The sequence below is a fragment of the Knoellia sp. S7-12 genome, from assembly GCF_040518285.1.
In the GTDB taxonomy this organism is placed as follows: Bacteria; Actinomycetota; Actinomycetes; order Actinomycetales; family Dermatophilaceae; genus Knoellia.
In genome coordinates this window covers 1,106,492-1,130,818 of sequence record NZ_CP155449.1, presented here as the reverse complement: position 1 = coordinate 1,130,818, position 24,327 = coordinate 1,106,492, and the positions used below count along the sequence as shown (strand labels likewise).

Below are 24,327 nucleotides of genomic sequence, written 5' to 3'. Positions count from 1 at the left end.
TCAGCTGTTCTCCTTGAACGGGAAGCCGAGCGCCTTGAGCAGCGCGCGTCCCTCGTCGTCGTTCGTCGCGGTGGTGACGATGGTGATGTCCATGCCCCGGACGCGGTCGATCTTGTCCTGGTCGATCTCGTGGAACATCGACTGCTCCGTGAGACCGAACGTGTAGTTGCCACGGCCGTCGAACTGCTTCGGGCTCATGCCACGGAAGTCACGGATGCGGGGAAGCGCGACCGAGATGAGGCGGTCGAGGAACTCCCACATACGGTCACCGCGCAGCGTCGTGTGGGTGCCGATCGGCATGCCCTCACGCAGCTTGAACTGGGCGATCGACTTGCGAGCCTTGGTGACAACCGGCTTCTGACCGGTGATCGCCGTGAGGTCGCGCACCGCGCCATCGATGAGCTTGCTGTCCTTGGCCGCGTCGCCGACACCCATGTTGACGACGACCTTGACGACGCCGGGAACCTGCATGACGTTGGCGTAGCCGAACTTCTCGAGCAGGGCGTCACGGATCTCGTCCGTGTAGCGCTGCTTGAGACGGGGCTTGACCGCCGTTTCCTGAGTCATTGTGTCTTCAGTCTGAGTAGTCATCAGGCTCACAGGTCCTTGCCCGAGCGCACGCCAACACGGGTACGGGTCGCCTTCTGGCGCCCGTCCCGCTCGACGGTCTCGACGCGGGTCTTGGTACGGGTCGGCTTCTTGTCCTCGGGGTCGACGACGGCCACGTTGCTCACGTGAATCGGCGACTCCTGGACAACAAGTCCACCGGTCTGACTGCCACGGGCAGTCTGGCCGGCCTTGGTGTGGCGGGTGACACGGTTGACGCCCTCAACGAGGACGCGGCTCTTCTCGCGGTCGACAGAGATGACCTTGCCGGTCGAACCCTTGTCCTTGCCCGCGAGCACCTGGACGGTGTCGCCCTTCTTGATGCCAAACTTCGCCATATCAGAGCACCTCCGGCGCCAACGAGATGATCTTCATGAACTTCTTGTCACGCAGCTCACGGCCCACCGGGCCGAAGATACGGGTACCACGAGGGTCACCGTCGGTCTTGAGCAGCACCGCTGCGTTCTCATCGAACTTGATGTAGGAACCGTCTGGACGACGGCGCTCCTTCTTGGTCCGGACGATGACCGCCTTGACGACGTCGCCCTTCTTGACGTTGCCACCGGGGATGGCGTCCTTCACGGTGGCGACAATGGTGTCGCCGATACCGGCATACCGGCGACCCGAGCCACCGAGAACACGGATGCAAAGGATCTCCTTGGCACCGGTGTTGTCGGCGACGCGAACTCGCGACTCCTGCTGGATCACTTATCTGTCTCCTATACGTCGTGCTGGTTCTCTGCAATGCCTCGGACGAACCGACAGCATCAGAGCCTGGCCGAACTTGGGCTTACTTGGCCTTCTCGAGGATCTCGACCACGCGCCAGCGCTTGGTCGCCGAGAGCGGGCGGGTCTCCATGATGAGGACGCGGTCACCGATGCCGGCGACGTTCTCCTCGTCGTGTGCCTTGACCTTGCTGGAGCGACGCAGCACCTTGCCGTAGAGGGCGTGCTTCACGCGGTCCTCGACCTCGATGACAACAGTCTTGTCCATCTTGTCGCTGACCACATAACCCTGGCGGGTCTTGCGGTAGTTGCGTCCAGCCGACTCAGTCGACTTGGTCTCGGTCTGCGTGCTGGTCACGTTCTCGTCCTTCACGTTCTCACTCACTTGGCAGCCTCCGAATCGGCCGACTTCGTCGGGCCTTCGCCGATGCCGAGCTCACGCTCACGCATTTCGGTGTAGATCCTGGCGATGTCCCTGCGGACGGCGCGGAGCCGGCCGTGGTTGTCGAGCTGTCCGGTGGCGGACTGGAAGCGCAGGTTGAACAGCTCTTCCTTGCCCTTGCGCAGTTCGTCGACGAGACGATCGTCGTCGAACCCACGCAGCTCGTTGGAGATCAGGTCCTTGGAACCGATAGCCATCAGAAGTCACCACCTTCACGCTGGACGAAGCGGCACTTCATCGGCAGCTTGTGCATGGCCAGGCGCATGGATTCACGCGCGACCTCTTCGGACACACCGGAGATCTCGAACATGATGCGTCCGGGCTTAACGTTGGCGATCCACCACTCGGGCGAACCCTTACCGGAACCCATGCGGGTCTCAGCCGGCTTCTTGGTCAGCGGGCGGTCGGGGTAGATGTTGATCCACACCTTTCCACCACGCTTCATGTAGCGGGTCATCGCAATACGAGCGGACTCGATCTGGCGGTTGGTGACGTAGGCCGGCTCGAGAGCCTGAAGGCCGTAGTCACCGAACGCGATGGTCGTCCCACCCTTGGCAGCGCCCGACCGACCCGGGTGGTGCTGCTTGCGGTGCTTGACGCGACGGGGAATCAACATCAGCTGGACGCTCCCTCAGTGGTCGTTGCCGGGGCGGCCTCGACAGCAGAAGCCTCGGTCGGAGCAGCTGCAGTCTCGACACGGTCGCGACGAGCGCGAGCCGGACGGTCGGCACCTTCGCGACGCGGGCCACGGGCCTGCTGACGCGGGGCGCTGGCCTGCTGGGCAGCGAGCTCACGAGCTGTGACGTCACCCTTGTAGATCCACACCTTCACACCGATGCGGCCGAAGGTGGTGCGGGCCTCGTAGAAGCCCACGTCGATCTGCGCACGAAGGGTGTGCAGCGGCACACGACCTTCGCGGTAGAACTCGGTGCGGGACATCTCGGCGCCGCCGAGCCGGCCGGAGACCTGGACGCGGATGCCCTTGGCACCTGCGCGGGTCGCCGACTGCATGCTCTTGCGCATGGCACGACGGAACGACACACGAGCAGACAGCTGCTCGGCAACGCCCTGGGCCACGAGCTGAGCATCGGTCTCGGGGTTCTTGACCTCGAGGATGTTCAGCTGAACCTGCTTGCCGGTGAGCTTCTCGAGCTCGCCGCGGATGCGGTCTGCTTCGGCGCCACGGCGACCGATGACGATGCCCGGACGTGCCGTGTGGATGTCCACGCGGACACGGTCACGGGTGCGCTCGATCTCGACCTTGGAGATGCCTGCGCGCTCCATGCCCACAGACATGAGCTTGCGGATGGCGACGTCTTCCTTGACGTAGTCGCGGTAGCGCTGACCCTCCTTGGTGGAGTCAGCAAACCAGCGGCTGCGGTGCTCGGACGTGATACCCAGGCGGAAGCCGTGCGGGTTGACTTTCTGACCCATGTTCAGCGGCCTCCCTTCGAGTTCTTTGCCTGCTTGGGTGCGACGACCACGGTGATGTGGCTCGTGCGCTTGTTGATGCGCGAGGCGCGGCCCTGCGCACGCGGACGGAAACGCTTCATCGTCGCGCCCTCGTCAACGAAGGCGGACGTGATAACGAGCTCGTGCTCGTCAAAACGCTCGGCGGTCTTGTCGGCCTTGACCCGGGCGTTGGCGATGGCGCTCTCGAGCACCTTCAGGATCGGGTCCGACGCGCCCTGCGGGGCGAAGCGCAGCGTGGCGATGGCCTCGCTGGCGTTCTTGCCGCGGATCAGGTCGATGACGCGGCGCGCCTTCTGCGGAGTCACCCGGACGCTACGGGCCTGAGCCCGCGCCTCCAGAACAACCGAAGACGTAGCCTCGGTCGCGGTTTCCTTGGTCTTGGTGGCCATCAGCGGCGCCGGCCCTTCTTGTCGTCCTTCACGTGACCCTTGAAGGTGCGCGTGGGTGCGAATTCGCCGAGCTTGTGGCCGACCATCGACTCGGTGACGAACACCGGGACGTGCTTGCGGCCGTCGTGGACGGCGAGAGTGTGACCGAGCATGTCCGGGCTGATGACCGAACGGCGCGACCAGGTCTTGATGACGTTCTTGGTGCCCGCTTCGTTCTGGACGTCCACCTTCTTCTGAAGGTGGTCGTCGATGAAGGGGCCCTTCTTCAAGCTACGAGGCATGTGTCAATGGCTCCTTGTCAGCGCTTCTTGCCAGTGCGGCGTCGGCGGACGATCATCTTGTCGCTCGGTTTGCCCGGGCGACGGGTGCGGCCTTCGGCCTTGCCCCAAGGGCTGACCGGGTGACGACCACCGGAGGTGCGGCCTTCGCCACCACCGTGAGGGTGGTCGACCGGGTTCATGACGACACCACGGACGGTCGGGCGCTTGCCCTTCCAGCGCATGCGGCCGGCCTTACCCCAGTTGATGTTGGACTGCTCGGCGTTGCCGACCTCACCGATCGTCGCGCGGCAGCGTGCGTCCACGTTACGGATCTCGCCGGACGGCATACGCAGCTGGGCGTAGGGACCGTCCTTGGCAACAAGCTGGACGCGGACGCCGGCCGAACGCGCGATCTTCGCGCCGCCACCGGGGCGGAGCTCGACAGCGTGAATGACCGTACCGGTCGGGATGTTGCGCAGCGGGAGGCTGTTGCCGGGCTTGATGTCGGCAGCAGGACCGTTCTCGATGTTGGCGCCCTGCTCCAGGCCCTTGGGGGCCAGGATGTAGCGCTTTTCACCATCTGCGAAGTGCAGGAGAGCGATGCGGGCGGTGCGGTTGGGGTCGTACTCGATGTGAGCGACCTTGGCCGGGATGCCGTCCTTGTCGTGGCGACGGAAGTCGATGAGTCGGTAGGCGCGCTTGTGGCCACCACCGATGTGACGCGTCGTGATGCGGCCGTTGTTGTTGCGGCCACCGCTCTTGGTGAGCGGGCGCACGAGCGACTTCTCAGGCGTGGTGCGCGTGACCTCGACGAAGTCGGCGACGCTTGAGCCGCGACGGCCAGGCGTCGTCGGCTTGTACTTGCGGATACCCATGTCGTGTTTCCTTAAGTTCCTCAGTCGTCTCTCAGGCGCCAGCGCTGCCGAAGATGTCGATCGTTCCCTCGCGGAGGGTGACGATCGCGCGCTTGGTGTCCTTGCGCTTGCCCAGGCCGAAGCGGGTGCGCTTGGTCTTGCCCTTGCGGTTCAACGTGTGGACCGAGTCGACCTTGACGCTGAAGATCTCCTCAACGGCAATCTTGATCTCGGTCTTGTTCGAGCGGGGGTCCACCAGGAAGGTGTACTTGCCCTGGTCGAGCAGTCCGTAGGACTTCTCGGAGACCACCGGCGACAGCAGGATGTCCCGCGGGTTCTTTGCGATTGCAGGACTCACTTGTCATCCTCCTTGTCATCCTCAGCCGACTTGTCGGCCTTGGCCGGCTTCTCAGCCTTGGTGGCCTTGGTGGCCTTGGCGGGCTTCTCGGCCTTCTCAGCCTTGGCCGGCTTCTCAGCCTTGGCGGGCTTCTCAGCCTTCTCGGCCTTGGCGGGCTTCTCAGCCTTCTCGGCCTTGGCGGGCTTCTCAGCCTTGGCGGGCTTCTCAGCCTTGGCGGGCTTCTCGTCAGCCGCCTCGAGGATGTCGACCGTGACCTCCACGGTCTTGACCTTGGCCACGGGGCCGGCGACGAATGCATCGAAGGCGGCCTGCGTGAAGACCACGTCGTCGGCGCAGAGCACGTCATAGGTGTTGAGCTGGTCGGCGACGATGACGTGGAGGTTCTCCAGGTTGCGCACCGACTTCAGTGACACGATGTCACTGCGGTCGAGGACGACGAGCATGTTCTTGCGCTCGGTCAGTCCGGCGAGCAGTGCAACGGCTTCCTTGGTCGAAGGAGCGCCACCCGTGACGAGCGACGACACGACGTGGATGCGGCCGTGGCGAGCGCGGTCAGAGAGGGCGCCGCGCAGGGCAGCAGCCTTCATCTTCTTGGGGGTGCGCTGCGAGTAGTCACGAGGCGTCGGTCCGTGGACCACGCCACCGCCGGTCCAGTGCGGCGCGCGGGTCGAGCCCGCACGGGCGCGGCCGGTGCCCTTCTGGGCGTGGGGCTTGCGACCGCCACCGCGGACTTCGCCGCGGGTCTTGGTCGAGTGCGTTCCCTGGCGCGCCGCAGCGAGCTGGGCGACGACGACCTGGTGGATCAGGGGGATGTTGGTCTGCACGTCGAAGATCTCGGCGGGCAGGTCAACGTTCACAGTGGTAGCCACGGTGGTCACGCTCCCTTCACGGCGTTGCGGACGAGCACGACCGCACCGCGGGGACCGGGGACGGCGCCCTTGACGAGCAGCAGCCCCTTGTCCGCGTCGACAGCGTGGATCGTGAGGTTCTGGGTGGTCTGACGCACGCCACCCATGCGGCCGGCCATGCGCATGCCCTTGAAGACACGACCCGGGGTGGCGCAGCCACCGATCGAGCCCGGCTTGCGGTGGTTCTTGTGCGAACCGTGGGAGGACGAGACGCCGTGGAAGCCGTGACGCTTCATGACACCGGCGAAGCCCTTGCCCTTGGTCGTGGCCGAGATGTCGACGGCCTGACCGGCCTCGAACGTCTCGGCGGTGAGCTCCTGGCCCAGCGAATACTCGGCGGCGTCCGCAGTGCGGAGCTCGACGAGGTGGCGGCGCGGCGTGACGCCGGCCTTCTCGAAGTGGCCGGTGAGCGGCTTGGTCACCTTGCGCGGGTCGATCGCGCCGAACGCGATCTGCACCGCGGCGTAGCCGTCGTTCTTGGCGTCGCGCACCTGGGTGACAACACAGGGGCCCGCCTCGATGACGGTGACGGGGATGAGCCGGTTGTCGGCGTCCCACACCTGGGTCATGCCGAGCTTCTTGCCCAGCACACCCTTCACGGTCTTGGTTGCAATATCAGTCATCTCGTCAGCCTCAGAGCTTGATCTCGATGTTGACGTCAGCCGGCAGGTCGAGACGCATCAGCGAGTCGACGGCCTTGGGCGTCGGGTCGATGATGTCAATGAGGCGCTTGTGGGTGCGCATCTCGAAGTGCTCGCGGCTGTCCTTGTATTTGTGCGGCGAACGGATGACCACGAAAACGTTCTTTTCCGTGGGCAGCGGCACAGGGCCGACCACCGTTGCACCGGCACGGGTCACCGTGTCGACGATCTTCCGCGCCGAGTTGTCGATGACCTCGTGGTCATACGACTTCAAGCGGATGCGGATCTTCTGTCCCGCCATCTTGGCTTCCGTCTCTCTCTCGCCGTCTTCTTACTTCTGTCTTAGGTCGATCCTTGGGTCCGACCCCCGAGGTCGGGCGTGTCGCGCCCGCTCCGCGGCCCGATGGCATACGCATTCCTGCGTGACACCATCGGATGAATCGGAACTCCGGTGGACCGGAGCCGCTCTGCCTGCCGTGTGTCGCCCCGGCTTGACCGGTTCGATGTGTTCTCACGTGCAGTGGTGGTCCGAAACCCGACGAGTGGTCGAGGGGTGCGTCCCACACCAAGCAACTGGACAATAGTGCCAGAGCCGAGGGCGACCTACCAAATCGAGTCCGGGGCGGACGGCATACCCGTGCTTGTGGCGCGTCGACTCACGCAGGCCCACAACGCGGAAACCCTCGCGGTCGTTGTCCCGCGAGGGCTTCGGCTCGACACCCGTGAGGATCTCGGGTCAGGCGCGGGTCAGCGAGGTCCGCCGCCCAGGACGCCAGCGTCGAGAGCCTTGAGGACGGACGCCTTGTCGGCCGCGGTCAGCGTCCCCGCCTTGACTGCCGCATCGATCTTCTCCGTGAGCGCTGTGCGCCGCTCTGCCTGATGGGCATCTCGAGCCTTCGTCAGGGCCGCCGTCACCTTGTCCTGCGTGACACCGAGTTCTTTGGCCAATGCCGCGACGTATGCCGTCCGCCTGGCTTCGCGCTCTGCGTCAGTCGGCTTCGTGCCCTCGGCCGGCTTCTCCGTCGGCTTGTTGGCCTCACGCACCTTCTCGATGGCGGCCTGGACCTTGGCCTCGTCGAGACCGAGCGCCTCGGCGAGCGCGCTGGCGTCGGCGCCCCTGAAGCCGCCCTTGTGCCCAGGGCCCCCTCGTTCGCCGCCGCGCCCGGCCGGGGCATCCGTCGAGGGCGCCTCACCTGCCTGCGTCGATGATGATGCGCTGGGCGTGGGGGTGGTCTCGGCCAGCGCCTGACTGGCGCCGAGGCCGACCGTCGCTATTGCTGCTGCTCCGGCCACACCGGCGAGGGCGGCCGTCTTGGTGAACTTGGGCATGGAGGGTTCCTCTCGTCGCGGCCTACCTGGACTGGTCGACCGTCGTGTCACCACCGTGGCCGTCGGAACTGGACCAGAGGTATGCCGGACCTGTCACGAACCTGTCAGTCGGCAACTCACCCCTGCTGTTAGCCGACTCGCTCCGCCCAGGGCGACAGGCCGTCCGTCGCGACGACCGGTGCCGTTCCTGACACCACAGCGAGGACTCGGTCAACGAGGGTGACCGATCCGGCGATGAAGGTCGCGGCAATGTCGGTGTCTCCGCCCACGAGCCACGCATGAGAACGCGGCCAGAACAGGTTCGGCGACTGGCTCCACATCGAACCGTTTCCAACGGCCAGGTCGTCGAGGTCGTCCAGCTGGGCGTCAAACAACGTGTAACTGCGCCCGGGCAGGTTCAGGCTGGGCGCGGCCATGACCTCGGCGCGCAGGGGCGGCACCACAGAGTGCTGCTCACCGGTGTCCAGGTGGATCACCGTGCCGCTGGCGAAGTAGCCGTAGCCGTCCCAGAGCGCTGCGACGCAGCCGCCCGGATCAGGAGCGAGGCAACCCCGCAGCGCGGAGGCCAGGCTTGAGTCGAGGATCTCCCCCGGCTGATCGCTCGGATCGTCGGAAGCGTGCGGCACCACGGCATACGCGGCGAAGTCTTGCGCGACGAGCCCGCCCACCGTGCCGAACGCGCCCAGTCGAGGCAGCAACCACTCCCCTGCCGCGGGAGGCAGGGTGTCGAGATCGGACCAGGTGCGCGGCATACGCATCATTCAAGCGCGCCAGCGCGCAGAGGGCGCGTGAATATCCGAGAGGCCAACCCCGAGGTATACGGAAGGGCCCCACACCTCTGACGAGGTGTGGGGCCTTTCTCGAGTGCGTCAGTGACGCAGTCGGTCGCTCAGATCACGCAGTGATCTTGGTGACGCGACCGGCGCCGACGGTCCGGCCACCCTCACGGATGGCGAACTTGAGGCCCTCTTCCATGGCGATCGGCTGGATGAGCTCGACCGACATCTCGGTGTTGTCGCCGGGCATGACCATCTCGGTGCCCTCAGGCAGCTTGACGACGCCGGTGACGTCCGTGGTGCGGAAGTAGAACTGCGGGCGGTAGTTGTCGTAGAACGGCGTGTGACGGCCGCCCTCATCCTTGGAGAGGATGACAACGTTGGCCTCGAAGTTCTTGTGAGGCGTGATCGAGCCCGGCTTGCAGATGACCTGGCCGCGCTCGACGTCCTCGCGCTTGATGCCACGGATGAGCAGGCCGACGTTCTCGCCCGCACGACCCTCGTCGAGGAGCTTGCGGAACATCTCGATGCCGGTGACCGTGGTCTTGGCCGCGGGACCCTCGTGGATGCCGACGATCTCGACGTCCTCGTTGACGTTCAGGATGCCGCGCTCGATACGACCGGTGACGACGGTGCCACGACCGGTGATCGTGAAGACGTCCTCGACGGGCATGAGGAACGGCTTGTCGACGTCACGCTCGGGCTCGGGGACCGACTCGTCGACCGCGTCCATGAGCTCCATGACGGTCGCGCCCCACTCGGCGTCGCCCTCGAGCGCCTTGAGCGCCGAGACCTTGACCACGGGAACGTCGTCGCCGGGGAACTCGTAAGCGGAAAGCAGCTCACGAACCTCCATCTCGACGAGCTCGAGGATCTCCTCGTCGTCGACCATGTCGGCCTTGTTCAGCGCCACGACGATGTAGGGGACACCAACCTGGCGAGCCAGGATGATGTGCTCCTTCGTCTGCGGCATCGGGCCGTCGGTCGCTGCAACCACGAGGATCGCACCGTCCATCTGGGCCGCACCGGTGATCATGTTCTTGACGTAGTCCGCGTGACCGGGGCAGTCAACGTGCGCATAGTGACGCTTCTCGGTCTGGTACTCGATGTGCGCGATGGAGATGGTGATACCGCGCTGCTTCTCTTCGGGTGCCTTGTCGATGTCATCGAACGCGAACTGCGGGTTCAGGTCCGGGTACTTGTCGTGCAGGACCTTGGAGATCGCAGCCGTCAGCGTCGTCTTACCGTGGTCAATGTGACCAATGGTGCCGATGTTGACGTGCGGCTTGGTCCGCTCGAACTTTGCCTTCGCCACTTTGTTGTCCTCCTCAGGACTCTTCTTTGGTGAAACGCTTCACGGCCGTGCAGGACGTGGCGTCGTTCTTGGGATTGTGCATGTGGTTGTTCTGAAACGCTGTCGACGCTGTATGCAGTGTCGACAGGGCGCCCAGATCCGGACCAGCGACCAGTCTAGCGGTCACTCGCCTCGGGTCTTGGCGATGATCTCTTCGGCGACGGACTTGGGAACCTCTGCATAGGAGTCGAACTCCATGGAGTAGTTCGCCCGGCCCTGCGTCTTCGACCGAAGGTCTCCGACATAACCGAACATCTCGGACAGCGGGACAAGGCCCTTGACGACCTTGGCGCCGCTGATGTCTTCCATGGCCTGGATGTGGCCACGGCGCGAGTTGATGTCGCCGATGACGTCGCCCATGTATTCCTCGGGCGTGCGCACCTCGACAGCCATCATCGGTTCGAGGATCACGGGGTCGGCCTTGCGGACGGCCTCCTTGAGCGCCATCGACCCAGCGATCTTGAACGCCATCTCCGAGGAGTCGACGTCGTGGTAGGCACCATCGAGCAGCGATGCCTTGATCCCGACGAGCGGGTAGCCCGCGAGAACGCCGTACTGCATGGCGTCCTGGATGCCGGCGTCGACCGACGGGATGTATTCGCGCGGGATGCGACCACCGGTGACCTTGTTGGCGAACTCGTAGAGCTCACCAGCTTCCGTCGTGTCCAAGGGCTCGAGACGGATCTGGATCTTGGCGAACTGACCCGAACCACCCGTCTGCTTCTTGTGGGTGTAGTCGTGCTTCTCGACCGTGCCCTTGATGGTCTCGCGGTAGGCGACCTGCGGCTTGCCGACGTTGGCCTCGACGTTGAACTCGCGCTTCATGCGGTCGACGAGGATGTCGAGGTGGAGCTCGCCCATACCGGCGATGATCGTCTGGCCCGTGTCCTCGTCGAGGTGGACCTGGAACGTCGGGTCCTCGGCCGAGAGCTTCTGAATGGCCGTGGAGAGCTTCTCCTGGTCACTCTTGGTCTTGGGCTCGATCGCGACCTGGATGACCGGGTCGGGGAAGGACATCGACTCGAGCACGATCTGCTGGTCCGGGTCACTCAGGGTGTCGCCCGTCGTGGTGTCCTTCAGGCCGATCGCGGCGTAGATGTGGCCCGCCAGGGCGTCATCGACCGGGTTCTCCTTGTTGGCGTGCATCTGGAACAGCTTCCCGATGCGCTCCTTCTTACCCTTGGTCGTGTTGACGACCGCGGTGCCCGCGGTGATGTGACCCGAGTAGACCCGGATGAACGTCAGCGTGCCGAAGAACGGGTGCGTGGCGACCTTGAAGGCCAGCGCCGAGAACGGCTCGGTGGTGTCGGGCTTGCGCGTCAGCTCGATCTCCTCGTGGTTCGGCTTGTGGCCGATCATCGGGGGGACATCGATCGGGGACGGAAGGTAGTCGACGACCGCGTCGAGCATCGGCTGAACGCCGCGGTTCTTGAACGCCGAACCACAGAGAATCGGGTAGAGCTCGGAACGCACGGTGAGGGTGCGGATGGCGGCCTTGATCTCGGCAACCGTGAGGTCCTCGCCACCGAGGTACTTCTCCATGAGGACGTCGTCGGACTCGGCGACGCGCTCGATGAGGTGGTGGCGGTACTCGTCAGCCTTGGCCTGCAGGTTCGCGGGGATTTCCTGGACTTCGTACGTAGCACCCATGGTGACGTCACCCTTGGAGTCACCGGGCCACACGAGCGCACGCATCTCGACGAGGTCGACGACACCCAGGAAGTCGTTCTCGGCGCCGATGGGCAGCTGGATGACGAGGGGCTCCGCACCGAGGCGGTCCTTGATGGTGTCGACGGTGAAGTAGAAGTCCGCGCCAAGCTTGTCCATCTTGTTGACGAAGCAGATGCGGGGAACGTTGTACTTGTCGGCCTGACGCCACACGGTCTCGGACTGGGGCTCGACGCCTTCCTTGCCGTCGAAGACAGCGACTGCGCCGTCGAGGACTCGCAGCGAACGCTCGACCTCGACCGTGAAGTCGACGTGGCCGGGGGTGTCGATGATGTTGACCTGGTTCGCACCCCAGAAGGAGGTCACGGCGGCAGACGTGATCGTGATGCCGCGTTCCTTCTCCTGCTCCATCCAGTCGGTCGTGGACGCGCCATCGTGCGTCTCACCGATCTTGTGCTTGACGCCGGTGTAGAAGAGGATGCGCTCCGTCACCGTGGTCTTGCCGGCATCGATGTGGGCCATGATGCCGATGTTGCGGACCTTGGTCAGGTCCGTCAGGACGTCGAGTGCCACTCGGTTATCTCATCTCGCTCGTTGCGGAAGTTCTGCGTGCTGTGTCGTGCGGTCGTGCCGTGGCAGTTCCAACGGAACTGCGGGTTCCGGTATGCCGGGAGCGCAAGGCGCGTTCCCGGCATACCGGGAAGATCACCAGCGGTAGTGCGCGAAGGCCCGGTTGGACTCGGCCATCTTGTGCGTGTCCTCGCGGCGCTTGACTGCAGCGCCGAGGCCGTTGGAGGCGTCGAGGATCTCGTTCATGAGGCGCTCGGTCATCGTCTTCTCACGACGCTGACGCGAGTAGCCGACGAGCCAACGCAGCGACAGGGTCACGGCGCGGTTGGGCTTGACCTCGATCGGGACCTGGTAGGTCGCACCGCCGACGCGGCGGGACTTGACCTCGAGGGTCGGCTTGATGTTGTCGAGTGCGCGCTTGAGCAGCAGCACGGGGTCCGTGCCGGACTTCTCGCGGGCACCCTCGAGGGCGCCGTAGACGATCGTCTCAGCGATGGACTTCTTGCCATCGAGCAGGATCTTGTTGACCAGCTGGGTCACCAGCGGGGACTGGTAGACCGGGTCGATGAGGAGCGGGCGCTTCGGTGCGGGGCCTTTACGGGGCATTACTTCTTCTCCTTCTTGGCGCCGTAACGGCTGCGTGCCTGCTTGCGGCCCTTGACACCCTGGGTGTCGAGCGAGCCGCGGATGATCTTGTAGCGAACGCCGGGAAGGTCCTTCACACGACCACCGCGGACGAGCACGATCGAGTGCTCCTGGAGGTTGTGACCCTCACCGGGGATGTAGGCGGTGACCTCGATGCCGGAGGTCAGCTTGACGCGCGCGACCTTGCGGAGGGCGGAGTTCGGCTTCTTCGGGGTGGTGGTGTACACACGCGTGCACACGCCGCGGCGCTGCGGAGAGCCCTTGAGGGCAGGAGTGGTCGTCTTCGTGACCTTGTCCTGCCGGCCCTTGCGCACCAGCTGGTTGATGGTAGGCAACCTGGATCCTTTGTCTGTCTGGTCGATGTCACGGCGGATGCCGCAACTCCTTGGTATGTCCGGCGCTCGACCCCCGCAGTCGGGTGTGTCGCACCGGGTTCTCTCCCCTGCACTCCCCGTTCCAGCCCGCAGCGCAGTGCAGCGATGTGGTCGTGGTGTGGGTTGCCCGGCGAGAGGTGGGCGGCCACGTTCTGGTGACGCTTCTGCGCCTCGCACGTGACCAACGTCTGGGCCTAGCCAGACACGGTGCTCAACGATACCGGTATGCCGTGGGCGCACCAAATCGCGGACGTCCGCGGCCATCGACGGACGTGGCTCGAACGAAGCAGCGGCCGCACCCCTGAGGGATGCGGCCGCTGCGGCACTACGAAGTGGTTCAGTTACCACGGATGGTCGCGTTGGCACCAGCGACCTGGACGATGGTTCCGGTAGGCAGGCCGGCGATGCTCTGCGACAGCTTGATCTCGAGCATGACGACCTCAAGACCAGTAGCCGTTCGCGTGGTCTTGCGGAAGGTCACTGCGCCAAGTCCCGGCACGTTGACCGTGGTGTTGGGAGCAACCGAAGCAGTGATCAGGGGCAGGCCAGCCACCTTGAGACCCACGAACTTCGAACGGTCGGCCGCTGTGGTCGTCCCGTTCGGCTGGAGGACCACCTGTACGTCGGCCACCATCGCATCGGCCGAGATGAGGCCGGAGAGAATCCGCGGAGCGGCCACGGAGCTCACCACCCTGGTTGTGTTGCTGAGAGCCGTCGTCGTGACGTACGTGGTCCCGGTGGAGATCAGCGGGAGCCGAGAGACGTTGACGATCGACCCACTACCGCTGCCGCCATGGCAGGCGACGGGCACATTCGGCTGGCGGCCGATGAGTGCGGCACCGTTGAGTGCTCTGGCGTAGATGCCCCAGCCTGATCCACCGTTGGTGGCGATCCGAGGTGACGTGGTGATCCCTGCGTGGGCAGCGGCCACAGTGATGGTGGTGGCCCCGGGAAGGCCGAAGGGGTTGCCCGCAAGCAGGCTGATGACGATGCCACGGGTGTACGAGCGGTAGACGCCGTTGACCGTGCCCTTGCTCTGGTAGTTGAGGGTGACGGTGCCTACCCGCTTGCCGCCGACGTCGAGAGCGACCTGTGTGTTGGGTGCGACGTTGGCGGCGAAGGACTGGCCCAGGATCTTGAGGCCCACGAAGGTGGTGGCGCCCGTTCCCGAACCCACGCCTGCCTTCGAACCGGCGGTGGAGTATGCCTGCACGGCGTCAGCCACCACCGCTCCGCCGAGCAGGTTGACCCCGGCAGTTCTGGACAGCGCAGTGGTGGACGTGGTGGCCGTGGTGACCCTGGTGTACAGCGACCCGACGGTTCCCACGACCGGGAGGTTGACGACAGGCAGCGCGCTGGCGCGTGCCTGGCCGGTGGCCGTGGTGCATGACAGGGACACGTAGCTCGTGGGACCCGAGGTGACCAGCTTGTCGACGGCTGACACCTGGGTACCGAACGCGTTCGTCTGGAACCCAAGTCTGGCCACGGGAGCGGCTGCCTGGGTGGCTACGGTGCTCGAGGACGTCTGGGCTACGGCGGTGGGACTAGACAGCGTCACTGCGGTGAGCACCGCAACGACTGGAACAACGAATCGAGAGACTCGCATGGCTCACACTCCCCAGGACTGGTCCGACGGGGCGAGCGCCCCGAGTTGCGTACCGGTCTGTTTTGGGACGCTAGCCCTACCGACTAGTCCTGACTAGAACCTTTGGTGACTAGATGATAAATGGCCTCTGATCTGCGACGATATGTGTATCAGAGCTTCGGCGCGACTTAGGCGTCGAGGCGCCAGAGGGCTGTGGCGCACCCGACAGTCTGGCCCATTTGGGGACGTCAGTGCGCGCAATTGTGTGCATTGACTAACTAGTTACTCTCGTGTCGGATGAGCCAGTCCCGGTGCTACCGGTCCGAAATCTCGGCATGTGGCCTTGTTGCCTCATCCTTCGAGGCGTTCGAAGGCCGGTGCATAGCGGAAGGGCCCCGCCTGGGCCGGTCGCCATGCACGAAGCGTCTTGATCTGGAACTGCTCTTGCGGCCACGGGCCAGGGGCGCCGACCCCGAGAGTGGCTGCTGCGACGAAGCCGAAGTGTCCGTAGTAGTCGGGATCTCCCAGCAGCACGATCGCCGCGTCACCGCGCTGGTCGGCCGAGGCGATGACCGAAGCCATGAGAGCGGCGCCAATGCCCTGCCGCTGCAGCGCCGGCGTCACAGCAATGGGCCCGAGACCGACCGACGGCCCCTCCCCCAGCGTTGCTGCCGAGCACATCACGTGGCCGACGATCGCCCCGTCGAGCTCAGCGACGAAGGTCAACTCGTTGATGACATCACCGTCGCCGCGCAGTTCGTCGATCAGCGCCGACTCGACCGACCGGGCAGCTCCCTCGATCCGCGGGAACGCTTCGTCGTGGAGTGCGGCAATACCCGCGTGGTCCTCGACGCTCTCGCGTCGGATGATCATGTCGTCACGCATGGGCTCAACCCTCTCACCTCGTCGTGTCTGCGGATGTGCCGGTTCTAGCCGCCAGATCCGCAGACGCAAGGAACCGGAAGGGGACAACGAAGGGCGGGTATGCCGTGTGGTGACCACACGGCATACCCGCCGTTGTCGTTCTGGCGGCTCAGACCTCAGAGCCGGTCGAGACCCAGCTCGCTGTCGTCGAGCCGGACGGCCTCGCCCGAACCCGGACCGAAGGCCGGGTAGGCGAACTCGTCGTAGTTCGGCATCGAGTACATCGCGGCCTTCGCCTCTTCGGTCGGCTCCACCTTGATGTTGCGGTAGCGCGACAGCCCGGTCCCGGCAGGGATGAGCTTTCCGAGGATGACGTTCTCCTTGAGGCCGAGGAGGGTGTCGGACTTGCCCTCCATGGCGGCCTCGGTGAGGACGCGGGTGGTCTCCTGGAACGAGGCCGCGGACAACCACGACTCGGTGGCCAGGGAGGCCTTGGTGATCCCCATGAGCTCGGGGCGACCCGAGGCCGGGGTGCCACCCTCGGAGACGACGCGACGGTTCTCGTCCTCGAAGCGACCACGCTCGGCGAGCATGCCCGGAAGGAGGTCCGCGTCGCCGGCCTCGATGATCGTGATCCGGCGGAGCATCTGCCGGACGATGACCTCGATGTGCTTGTCGTGGATCGACACACCCTGCTGGCGGTAGACATGCTGGACCTCGTCGACCAAGTGCATCTGCACCTTGCGCGGGCCGAGGATGCGCAGCACCTGCTTCGGGTCGATGGAACCCACTGTGAACTGGGTTCCGACCTCGACGTCCTGACCGTCGGTGATGAGCAGGCGGGCGCGCTTGCTCACCGGGTAGGCGTGCTCCTCCGAGCCGTCGTCCGGCGTGAGCAGGATGCGACGTGCCTTGTCGGTCTCCTCGATCGTGACGCGGCCACTGGCCTCGGCGATCGGCGAGACACCCTTGGGGGTGCGCGCCTCGAAGAGCTCGACAACACGCGGCAGACCCTGCGTGATGTCGTCACCAGCCACACCACCGGTGTGGAAGGTACGCATCGTCAGCTGGGTTCCGGGCTCACCGATCGACTGGGCCGCGATGATGCCGACTGCCTCACCGATGTCGACGAGCTTGCCGGTCGCGAGCGAACGGCCGTAGCAGAGCGCACACGTTCCGACCTTGCTGTCGCAGGTCAGGACCGAGCGGACCTTGACGCTGTCGACACCAGCCGCGAAGAGCGCGCCGATGACGAGGTCACCGAGGTCGATGCCGGCCTCTGCGAGCGTCTCGCCGTCCTTGACGACGTCTTCGGCGAGCGTGCGTGCGTAGACCGAGGTCTCGACGTCGTCGTGGACCACGCGGTTGCCCGAGCGCTCATCGGTGGCCGCGATCGGCATGGCCAAACCACGGTCGGTGCCACAGTCGTCCTCACGAATGATGACGTCCTGCGAAACATCAACAAGCCGACGAGTCAAATACCCCGAGTCGGCCGTACGGAGCGCGGTGTCAGCCAGGCCCTTACGCGAACCGTGCGTGGAGATGAAGAACTCGAGCACGGACAGACCCTCGCGGAAGTTCGCGCGGATCGGACGCGGGATGATCTCGCCCTTCGGGTTGGACACGAGTCCACGCATACCAGCGATCTGGCGCAGCTGCATCCAGTTGCCTCGAGCACCCGAGCTCACCATGCGGTAGATGGTGTTGGTGGCCGGAATGTTGGCCTCCATCTCCTTGGCGACCTCGTTGGTGGCCTGCGTCCAGATCTCGATGAGCTCCTGACGACGCTCGTCGTCAGTGATGAGACCGCGTTCGTACTGAACCTGGACCTTGGTGGCCTTGACCTCGTAGCCCTCGAGGATCTCGAGCTTGCGCGGAGGCGTGACGACGTCGGAGATGGCGACCGTGATGCCGGACCGCGTGGCCCAGTGGAAGCCGTACTCCTTGAGCGCGTCCAGCGAGGCCGCGACCTGCACCTTGGTGTAGCGCTCGGCGAGGTCGTTGACGATCGTCGAGAGACGCTTCTTGTCGACCTGGTCGTTGACGTACGGGTAGTCCACCGGGAGCGTCTCGTTGAAGAGCGCGTTGCCCAGTGACGTGTCCGCAAGCCACTCGGCGAGGTAACCCTCGTCGTCGACCTCGACACCCTCGGGAAGAACCGCACCAGGCGTCGGGACGACGTTGTGGAGGCGGATCTTCACCGGCGTGCCCAGCAGGATCTCGCGAGCGTCGAAGGCCATGCGGGCTTCGTGCACCGTTGAGAAGACGCGACCCTCACCCTGGCTGCCCTCGATCGGGGACGTCAGGTGGAAGAGGCCGATGATCATGTCCTGGGTCGGCATGGTCACGGGGCGACCGTCAGCCGGCTTGAGGATGTTGTTGCTCGACAGCATGAGGATGCGGGCCTCGGCCTGCGACTCAGCGGAGAGCGGGACGTGCACAGCCATCTGGTCACCGTCGAAGTCCGCGTTGAAGGCGGTGCAGACGAGCGGGTGGATCTGGATGGCCTTGCCCTCGACGAGCTGAGGCTCGAAGGCCTGGATGCCGAGGCGGTGCAGCGTGGGTGCGCGGTTGAGCAGGACCGGGTGCTCGGTGATGACCTCTTCGAGGACATCCCACACGACGGAACGGTGACGCTCGACCATGCGCTTTGCCGACTTGATGTTCTGCGCGTGGTCGAGATCGACCAGGCGCTTCATCACGAACGGCTTGAACAGCTCGAGAGCCATCTGCTTGGGCAGACCACACTGGTGCAGCTTGAGCTGCGGGCCGACGACGATGACCGAACGGCCGGAGTAGTCGACGCGCTTGCCGAGGAGGTTCTGACGGAACCGCCCCTGCTTGCCCTTGAGCATGTCGGACAGCGACTTGAGCGGACGGTTGCCGGGACCCGTGACCGGGCGACCACGACGACCGTTGTCGAAGAGGCTGTCGACGGCCTCCTGCAGCATCCGCTTCTCGTTGTTGACGATGATCTCGGGGGCGCCGAGGTCAAGCAGTCGCTTGAGGCGGTTGTTGCGGTTGATGACGCGACGGTAGAGGTCGTTGAGGTCCGACGTCGCAAAGCGGCCACCGTCGAGCTGCACCATCGGGCGCAGGTCCGGCGGGATGACCGGGACGGCGTCGAGGACCATGCCGGCCGGCTTGTTGGTCGTCGTCATGAAGGCGGAAACGACCTTGAGGCGCTTGAGCGAACGGGTCTTCTTCTGACCCTTGCCCGTGGCGATGATCTCGCGCAGGAGCTCGGCCTCGGCCTCGAGGTCGAAGGACTCCAGACGCTTCTGGATCGCCGCAGCACCCATGCCACCCTCGAAGTACAGACCGAAGCGGTCACGCATCTCGCGGTAGAGGATCTCGTCGCCCTCGAGGTCTTGGACCTTGAGGTTCTTGAACCGGTCCCACACCTGCGCGAGACGCTCGACCTGAGCGTCCGCACGCTTGCGGATCTGGTTCATCTCACGCTCCGCAGAGTCGCGGACCTTGCGCTTGGCGTCGGACTTGGCGCCCTCGGCCTCGAGTGCGGCAATGTCGCCCTCGAGCCGCTTGGCCCGGGTGTCGACGTCGGCGTCGCGACGGTTCTCCATCTCCTTCTTCTCGACCTCGATCTGACCCTCAAGAGAGGGCAGGTCGGTGTGGCGCTGGTCCACGTCGACGCTGGTGATCATGTAGGCAGCGAAGTAGATGACCTTCTCGAGGTCCTTCGGCGCGAGGTCGAGCAGGTAGCCCAGGCGTGACGGGACGCCCTTGAAGTACCAGATGTGGGTGACGGGGGCGGCGAGCTCGATGTGGCCCATCCGCTCACGACGCACGGCCGCGCGGGTCACCTCGACGCCGCAGCGCTCACAGATGATGCCCTTGAAGCGGACGCGCTTGTACTTGCCACATGCGCACTCCCAGTCCCGGGTCGGACCGAAGATCTTCTCGCAGAAGAGTCCGTCCTTCTCAGGCTTCAGGGTGCGGTAGTTGATGGTTTCAGGCTTCTTTACCTCGCCATGGCTCCACTCACGGATGGATTCGGCGGTGGCGAGGCCAATGCGCAGTTCGTCGAAGAAATTGACGTCGAGCACGTGGTTCCTTCTCTCGTTGCTCTTGCTGAGTCTTAAAAGTTCAGTACAGGTTGGTCAGAAAAAATGCTGCGTATGCCGTGTGCTCGCCGAGCGCTGTTGGCGCAGGGTGAGCACACGGCATACCGATCAGACCTCTTCGACCGAACTGGGCTCGCGACGCGACAGGTCGATCCCGAGCTCCTCTGCCGCACGGAAGACATCTTCCTCGGCGTCGTGCATCTCGATGGCCTTGCCATCACTGGACAGGACCTCGACGTTGAGGCACAGGCTCTGCATCTCCTTGATGAGCACCTTGAAGGACTCGGGGATGCCGGGCTCGGGGATGTTGTCGCCCTTGACGATGGCCTCGTAGACCTTCACACGACCGTTGACGTCGTCCGACTTGATGGTGAGCAGCTCCTGCAGCGCGTAAGCCGCGCCGTAGGCCTCAAGTGCCCAGACCTCCATCTCACCGAAGCGCTGGCCACCGAACTGGGCCTTACCGCCGAGCGGCTGCTGGGTGATCATCGAGTACGGGCCCGTGCTGCGCGCGTGGATCTTGTCATCCACGAGGTGGTGCAGCTTGAGGATGTACATGTAGCCCACCGACACCGGCTCCGGGTACGGCTCGCCGGAGCGACCGTCGAAGAGCGGCGTCTTGCCGGAACCGTCGATGAGACGGACACCGTCACGGGTCTCGCGGGTGCTGTCGAGCAGGCCCACGATCTCGTCCTCGCGCACACCATCGAACACGGGAGACGCGACACGGGTGCCGGGCTCCGCCGAACGGGCGTCGTCGGGGATGAGGTTGGCCCAGTCGGGGTTGCCCACGATCTCCCAGCCGCGGCTCGCGGCCCAACCAAGGTGCAACTCGAGGATCTGGCCGATGTTCATGCGGCCAGGGACACCGAGCGGGTTGAGCACGACGTCGACCGGCGTGCCGTCCTCAAGGAACGGCATGTCCTCGACGGGGAGGATCTTGGAGATGACGCCCTTGTTGCCGTGACGACCGGCGAGCTTGTCGCCGTCCGTGATCTTGCGCTTGTTAGCAACGTGGACGCGCACCAACTGGTTGACGCCCGGGGGCAGCTCGTCGCCCTCGTCCTTGTCGAACACCTTGACGCCGATGACCGTGCCGGTCTCGCCGTGAGGCACCTTGAGGGACGTGTCGCGAACCTCGCGCGCCTTCTCGCCGAAGATCGCACGGAGCAGACGCTCCTCCGGGGTCAGCTCGGTCTCGCCCTTGGGCGTGACCTTGCCGACGAGGAGGTCACCATCGCGAACCTCGGCACCGATGCGGATGATGCCGCGCTCGTCGAGGTCCGCGAGGACCTCTTCGGAGACGTTGGGGATGTCCCGGGTGATCTCCTCGGGGCCAAGCTTGGTGTCGCGGGCGTCGACCTCGTGCTCCTCGATGTGAATCGAGGAGAGGACGTCGTCCTGCACCAGACGCTGGCTGAGGATGATCGCGTCTTCGTAGTTGTGGCCCTCCCACGGCATGAATGCCACGAGGAGGTTGCGGCCCAGGGCCATCTCGCCACCGTCGGTCGCAGGACCGTCGGCGATGAGGCCACTCTTTTCGACGCGGTCGCCCTCGGAGACGATGACGCGCTGGTTGTAGCTGTTGCCCTGGTTGGATCGGGTGAACTTGTCGATCCGGTAGGTGCGCGACGTGCCGTCATCGGCAGCGACGGTGACGAGGTCCGCAGAAACCTCAGTGACCACGCCCGCTTTTTCGGCGATGACGACATCACCGGAGTCGACTGCGGCGCGAAGCTCCATGCCAGTGCCGACGAGCGGGGCCTCGGCCTTGACCAGCGGCACCGCCTGACGCTGCATGTTGGAACCCATGAGCGCACGGTTGGCGTCATCGTGCTCGAGGAACGGGATGAGCGCGGTTGCAGCCGAGACCATCTGGCGAGCCGAGACATCGATGTAGTCGACGTCGTCGGCCGGGATGTACTCGACCTCGCCACCCTTGACGCGCACGAGCACACGCTCGCTGGTGAAACGCTCACCAGCGGTGTCGAGCGCTGCGTTCGCCTGGGCGATGACGTGCTCGTCCTCTTCGTCAGCCGACAGGTAGTGAATCTCGTCGGTGACGCGGCCCTTGGTGACCTTGCGGTACGGGGTCTCGATGAAGCCGAACGCGTTGATGCGGCCGTAGGACGCGAGCGAACCGATGAGTCCGATGTTGGGACCCTCAGGGGTCTCGATCGGACACATGCGGCCGTAGTGCGACGGGTGAACGTCACGCACGTCCATGCCGGCGCGGTCACGGGACAGACCACCCGGGCCCAGCGCGGACAGGCGACGCTTGTGCGTCAGTCCGGAGAGCGGGTTGTTCTGGTCCATGAACTGCGACAGCTGGGAGGTTCCGAAGAACTCCTTGATCGAGGCCACCACGGGGCGGATGTTGATCAGGGTCTGCGGCGTGATCGCCTCGACGTCCTGGGTCGTCATCCGCTCGCGCACAACGCGCTCCATCCGGGACAGGCCCGTGCGGACCTGGTTCTGGATGAGCTCGCCGACGTTGCGCAGGCGACGGTTGCCGAAGTGGTCGATGTCGTCGGTCTCGACACGGATCGCGACGTCGTCACCCTTGCGACGGCCCGGAAGGGTCTCGTCACCGTTGTGCAGGGCCACGATGTACTTGATCGTCGCGACGATGTCGTTGACGTTCAGCGTCGAGTCGGTGAGCTCGCTCTCGATACCCAGCTTCTTGTTGATCTTGTAGCGACCAACCTTGGCAAGGTCATAGCGCTTGCCATTGAAATAGAGGTTGTCGAGCAGGTTCTGCGCGGCCTCACGGGTGGGCGGTTCGCCCGGTCGGAGCTTGCGGTAGATGTCGAGCAGCGCGTCGTCCTGGCCCTCGGTGTTGTCCTTGTCGAGGGTGAGCTCGATCGACTCGTAGCCGGCGAACTCCTCGCGGATCTGCGCCTCGGTCAGACCGAGCGCCTTGAGGAGGACGGTGACCGACTGCTTGCGCTTGCGGTCGACGCGGACGCCGACCATGTCGCGCTTGTCGATCTCGAACTCGATCCAGGCGCCACGGCTCGGGATGATCTTGGCGGTGTAGATGTCCTTGTCGGACGTCTTGTCGGGCGTGCGCTCGAAGTAGACGCCCGGACTGCGGACGAGCTGCGAGACGACGACACGCTCGGTGCCGTTGATGATGAACGTGCCGCGCTCGGTCATGAGCGGGAAGTCCCCCATGAACACGGTCTGGCTCTTGATCTCACCCGTGGTGTTGTTCATGAACTCCGCGGTGACGAACAGGGGCGCGGAGTAGGTCTGGTCGCGCTCCTTGCAGTCCTCGATGGAGTACTTGACCTCTTCGAAGCGGTGGTCACGGAACGAGAGCGACATGGAGCCGCTGAAGTCCTCGATGGGAGAGATCTCTTCGAAGATGTCCTCAAGACCCGAACGCTCCGGCACATCGTCGCGGCCGGCGGCGCGCGCCTGTGCGACGCGCTCCTGCCACCGCTCGTTGCCGAGGAGCCAGTCGAAGCTCTCGGTCTGCAGGGCGAGGAGGTCAGGGACCTCCATGGGCTCACGGATCTTGCCGAACGAGAGACGGCCCGAAGCCGTCATTGCGGTGGTCACGGTCTTGGACGCGGTGCGCGAGGCAGCCAAGGATGGTCCTTCCACTGGCCATGTGTTTTTACGGTGGTCGCACGGCCCACAGCACCCGATCCACTCAACGTCAGTGAGCCGAACACCCCGTGCAGTAGCCGGGATGCGGCGGGGCACGGAGGAGGTCGCTCGACGAGAGCGGGCGGAGGTCATGGGCAGGGCAAAGCAACAGTCTAGACCTAAAAGGGCGCACTAGTCCAACCCTGTCCAATCCCGCAAGGAGCGCGGGACGCGGGTCCGGTCACCATCGCATGCGAGAAGCACGCGGTCTGACCCGGAAAGGATGACTGGCCCAGGCGCGCACGTCAAGCGCACCACCCGGCATACCCATCTTTTTGGCCTGGGCATGCGGAACGGGCGGGACAGATCCAGTGGATCCGTCCCGCCCGTTCGCGGAGTACTCAGCCTTGGTGGAGGCTCAGGTCACTTGACCTCGACGGACGCGCCTGCGGCCTCGAGCTGCTCCTTGGCCTTGTCGGCCGTGGCCTTGTCGACCTTCTCGACGACGGGCTTGGGGGCGCCGTCGACGAGGTCCTTGGCTTCCTTGAGACCGAGGGAGGTCAGCGAACGGACCTCCTTGATGACGGCGATCTTCTTGTCGCCGGCGGCGAGCAGGATGACGTCGAACTCGTCCTGCTCCTCGACGGCAGCGGCGTCGCCGCCACCTGCTGCAGCGACACCGGCAACCGCGACGGGCGCGGCGGCGGTGACGTTGAAGGTGTCCTCGAACTGCTTGACGAACTCGGAGAGCTCGATGAGGGTCATCTCCTTGAAGGCCTCAAGGAGCTCGTCGGTGCTGAGCTTTGCCATGGTGGCGCCTTTC

General features: G+C 65.0%; 24 protein-coding genes and 1 pseudogene. All 25 read right to left on the bottom strand.

The window, feature by feature from the left end:
* A complete protein-coding gene (gene rplE, locus V6K52_RS05425) occupies positions 1–567 on the bottom strand; it encodes a 50S ribosomal protein L5 (protein WP_353952867.1) in 567 nt (188 codons plus the stop codon).
* A 29-nt stretch (positions 568–596) separates the two neighbouring features.
* Complete coding sequence (gene rplX, locus V6K52_RS05420) at positions 597–944, bottom strand: 50S ribosomal protein L24 (protein WP_353952866.1); 348 nt, start codon at positions 942–944, stop codon at positions 597–599.
* Position 945: 1 nt separating this feature from the next.
* A complete protein-coding gene (gene rplN / locus V6K52_RS05415) occupies positions 946–1,314 on the bottom strand; it encodes a 50S ribosomal protein L14 (RefSeq protein WP_009775955.1) in 369 nt (122 codons plus the stop codon).
* A gap of 82 nt (positions 1,315–1,396) precedes the next feature.
* Positions 1,397–1,717 carry a 30S ribosomal protein S17 gene (gene rpsQ, locus V6K52_RS05410; protein WP_353952865.1) on the bottom strand — a complete coding sequence of 107 codons (321 nt, stop codon included), beginning with the start codon at positions 1,715–1,717 and terminating at the stop codon, positions 1,397–1,399.
* Complete coding sequence (gene rpmC, locus V6K52_RS05405; RefSeq protein WP_353952864.1) at positions 1,714–1,971, bottom strand: 50S ribosomal protein L29; 258 nt, start codon at positions 1,969–1,971, stop codon at positions 1,714–1,716. The genes rpsQ and rpmC overlap by 4 nt, the downstream gene beginning before the upstream one ends.
* Entirely contained in the window at positions 1,971–2,390 is a 420-nt protein-coding gene (gene rplP / locus V6K52_RS05400; protein WP_353952863.1) for a 50S ribosomal protein L16, read from the bottom strand. The genes rpmC and rplP overlap by 1 nt, the downstream gene beginning before the upstream one ends.
* The gene (gene rpsC / locus V6K52_RS05395) at positions 2,390–3,208 is read right to left on the bottom strand and encodes a 30S ribosomal protein S3 (RefSeq protein WP_353952862.1); all 819 of its coding nucleotides are present in this window, start codon (positions 3,206–3,208) and stop codon (positions 2,390–2,392) included. The genes rplP and rpsC overlap by 1 nt, the downstream gene beginning before the upstream one ends.
* Before the next feature lie 2 nt (positions 3,209–3,210).
* Positions 3,211–3,585: a 50S ribosomal protein L22 gene (gene rplV / locus V6K52_RS05390; RefSeq protein WP_353953722.1), complete on the bottom strand. Its 375-nt coding sequence runs from the start codon at positions 3,583–3,585 to the stop codon at positions 3,211–3,213.
* A 50-nt stretch (positions 3,586–3,635) separates the two neighbouring features.
* Complete coding sequence (gene rpsS, locus V6K52_RS05385) at positions 3,636–3,917, bottom strand: 30S ribosomal protein S19 (protein WP_009775961.1); 282 nt, start codon at positions 3,915–3,917, stop codon at positions 3,636–3,638.
* Positions 3,918–3,934: 17 nt separating this feature from the next.
* The gene (rplB, locus tag V6K52_RS05380; RefSeq protein ID WP_353952861.1) at positions 3,935–4,771 is read right to left on the bottom strand and encodes a 50S ribosomal protein L2; all 837 of its coding nucleotides are present in this window, start codon (positions 4,769–4,771) and stop codon (positions 3,935–3,937) included.
* Between the two features lie 31 nt (positions 4,772–4,802).
* Positions 4,803–5,108 (bottom strand): 50S ribosomal protein L23, encoded by a 306-nt coding sequence (gene rplW / locus V6K52_RS05375; RefSeq protein ID WP_353952860.1) that lies wholly within the window; start codon positions 5,106–5,108, stop codon positions 4,803–4,805.
* A gap of 278 nt (positions 5,109–5,386) precedes the next feature.
* Positions 5,387–5,977: pseudogene (gene rplD, locus V6K52_RS05370) on the bottom strand (50S ribosomal protein L4); the annotation flags it as partial.
* A gap of 5 nt (positions 5,978–5,982) precedes the next feature.
* Positions 5,983–6,639 carry a 50S ribosomal protein L3 gene (gene rplC, locus V6K52_RS05365; protein WP_353952859.1) on the bottom strand — a complete coding sequence of 219 codons (657 nt, stop codon included), beginning with the start codon at positions 6,637–6,639 and terminating at the stop codon, positions 5,983–5,985.
* Positions 6,640–6,649: 10 nt separating this feature from the next.
* Positions 6,650–6,958 carry a 30S ribosomal protein S10 gene (gene rpsJ, locus V6K52_RS05360; protein ID WP_009775966.1) on the bottom strand — a complete coding sequence of 103 codons (309 nt, stop codon included), beginning with the start codon at positions 6,956–6,958 and terminating at the stop codon, positions 6,650–6,652.
* 446 nt (positions 6,959–7,404) lie between these two features.
* Positions 7,405–7,986: a hypothetical protein gene (locus tag V6K52_RS05355; RefSeq protein ID WP_353952858.1), complete on the bottom strand. Its 582-nt coding sequence runs from the start codon at positions 7,984–7,986 to the stop codon at positions 7,405–7,407.
* Between the two features lie 128 nt (positions 7,987–8,114).
* The gene (locus V6K52_RS05350; protein WP_353952857.1) at positions 8,115–8,738 is read right to left on the bottom strand and encodes a hypothetical protein; all 624 of its coding nucleotides are present in this window, start codon (positions 8,736–8,738) and stop codon (positions 8,115–8,117) included.
* A gap of 142 nt (positions 8,739–8,880) precedes the next feature.
* Complete coding sequence (tuf, locus tag V6K52_RS05345) at positions 8,881–10,077, bottom strand: elongation factor Tu (RefSeq protein ID WP_353952856.1); 1,197 nt, start codon at positions 10,075–10,077, stop codon at positions 8,881–8,883.
* A 162-nt stretch (positions 10,078–10,239) separates the two neighbouring features.
* Positions 10,240–12,357 (bottom strand): elongation factor G, encoded by a 2,118-nt coding sequence (gene fusA, locus V6K52_RS05340; protein WP_353952855.1) that lies wholly within the window; start codon positions 12,355–12,357, stop codon positions 10,240–10,242.
* 132 nt (positions 12,358–12,489) lie between these two features.
* The gene (rpsG, locus tag V6K52_RS05335; RefSeq protein ID WP_353952854.1) at positions 12,490–12,960 is read right to left on the bottom strand and encodes a 30S ribosomal protein S7; all 471 of its coding nucleotides are present in this window, start codon (positions 12,958–12,960) and stop codon (positions 12,490–12,492) included.
* Complete coding sequence (gene rpsL, locus V6K52_RS05330; protein ID WP_009775972.1) at positions 12,960–13,334, bottom strand: 30S ribosomal protein S12; 375 nt, start codon at positions 13,332–13,334, stop codon at positions 12,960–12,962. The genes rpsG and rpsL overlap by 1 nt, the downstream gene beginning before the upstream one ends.
* 376 nt (positions 13,335–13,710) lie before the next feature.
* The gene (locus tag V6K52_RS05325) at positions 13,711–14,979 is read right to left on the bottom strand and encodes a choice-of-anchor P family protein (protein WP_353952853.1); all 1,269 of its coding nucleotides are present in this window, start codon (positions 14,977–14,979) and stop codon (positions 13,711–13,713) included.
* A 330-nt stretch (positions 14,980–15,309) separates the two neighbouring features.
* Positions 15,310–15,843: an N-acetyltransferase gene (locus V6K52_RS05320; protein ID WP_353952852.1), complete on the bottom strand. Its 534-nt coding sequence runs from the start codon at positions 15,841–15,843 to the stop codon at positions 15,310–15,312.
* 155 nt (positions 15,844–15,998) lie between these two features.
* A complete protein-coding gene (locus tag V6K52_RS05315) occupies positions 15,999–19,889 on the bottom strand; it encodes a DNA-directed RNA polymerase subunit beta' (RefSeq protein ID WP_353952851.1) in 3,891 nt (1,296 codons plus the stop codon).
* A gap of 126 nt (positions 19,890–20,015) precedes the next feature.
* The gene (rpoB, locus tag V6K52_RS05310) at positions 20,016–23,504 is read right to left on the bottom strand and encodes a DNA-directed RNA polymerase subunit beta (RefSeq protein WP_353952850.1); all 3,489 of its coding nucleotides are present in this window, start codon (positions 23,502–23,504) and stop codon (positions 20,016–20,018) included.
* Positions 23,505–23,927: 423 nt separating this feature from the next.
* A complete protein-coding gene (rplL, locus tag V6K52_RS05305; RefSeq protein WP_353952849.1) occupies positions 23,928–24,314 on the bottom strand; it encodes a 50S ribosomal protein L7/L12 in 387 nt (128 codons plus the stop codon).
* Positions 24,315–24,327: the final 13 nt, after the last annotated feature.

Excerpts from the sequence above, each read along its gene's own strand:
- V6K52_RS05350 (WP_353952857.1), bottom strand. The coding sequence starts at position 8,738 with ATGCCGCGCACCTGGTCCGATCTCGACACCCTGCCTCCCGCGGCAGGG.
- rpmC (WP_353952864.1), bottom strand. The coding sequence starts at position 1,971 with ATGGCTATCGGTTCCAAGGACCTGATCTCCAACGAGCTGCGTGGGTTC.
- rplE (WP_353952867.1), bottom strand. The coding sequence starts at position 567 with ATGACTCAGGAAACGGCGGTCAAGCCCCGTCTCAAGCAGCGCTACACG.
- V6K52_RS05325 (WP_353952853.1), bottom strand. The coding sequence starts at position 14,979 with ATGCGAGTCTCTCGATTCGTTGTTCCAGTCGTTGCGGTGCTCACCGCA.
- rplX (WP_353952866.1), bottom strand. The coding sequence starts at position 944 with ATGGCGAAGTTTGGCATCAAGAAGGGCGACACCGTCCAGGTGCTCGCG.
- rplC (WP_353952859.1), bottom strand. The coding sequence starts at position 6,639 with ATGACTGATATTGCAACCAAGACCGTGAAGGGTGTGCTGGGCAAGAAG.
- rpsS (WP_009775961.1), bottom strand. The coding sequence starts at position 3,917 with ATGCCTCGTAGCTTGAAGAAGGGCCCCTTCATCGACGACCACCTTCAG.
- rplB (WP_353952861.1), bottom strand. The coding sequence starts at position 4,771 with ATGGGTATCCGCAAGTACAAGCCGACGACGCCTGGCCGTCGCGGCTCA.
- V6K52_RS05355 (WP_353952858.1), bottom strand. The coding sequence starts at position 7,986 with ATGCCCAAGTTCACCAAGACGGCCGCCCTCGCCGGTGTGGCCGGAGCA.
- rpsG (WP_353952854.1), bottom strand. The coding sequence starts at position 12,960 with ATGCCCCGTAAAGGCCCCGCACCGAAGCGCCCGCTCCTCATCGACCCG.
- rpsC (WP_353952862.1), bottom strand. The coding sequence starts at position 3,208 with ATGGGTCAGAAAGTCAACCCGCACGGCTTCCGCCTGGGTATCACGTCC.
- rplL (WP_353952849.1), bottom strand. The coding sequence starts at position 24,314 with ATGGCAAAGCTCAGCACCGACGAGCTCCTTGAGGCCTTCAAGGAGATG.
- rpsJ (WP_009775966.1), bottom strand. The coding sequence starts at position 6,958 with ATGGCGGGACAGAAGATCCGCATCCGCTTGAAGTCGTATGACCACGAG.
- V6K52_RS05320 (WP_353952852.1), bottom strand. The coding sequence starts at position 15,843 with ATGCGTGACGACATGATCATCCGACGCGAGAGCGTCGAGGACCACGCG.
- rplP (WP_353952863.1), bottom strand. The coding sequence starts at position 2,390 with ATGTTGATTCCCCGTCGCGTCAAGCACCGCAAGCAGCACCACCCGGGT.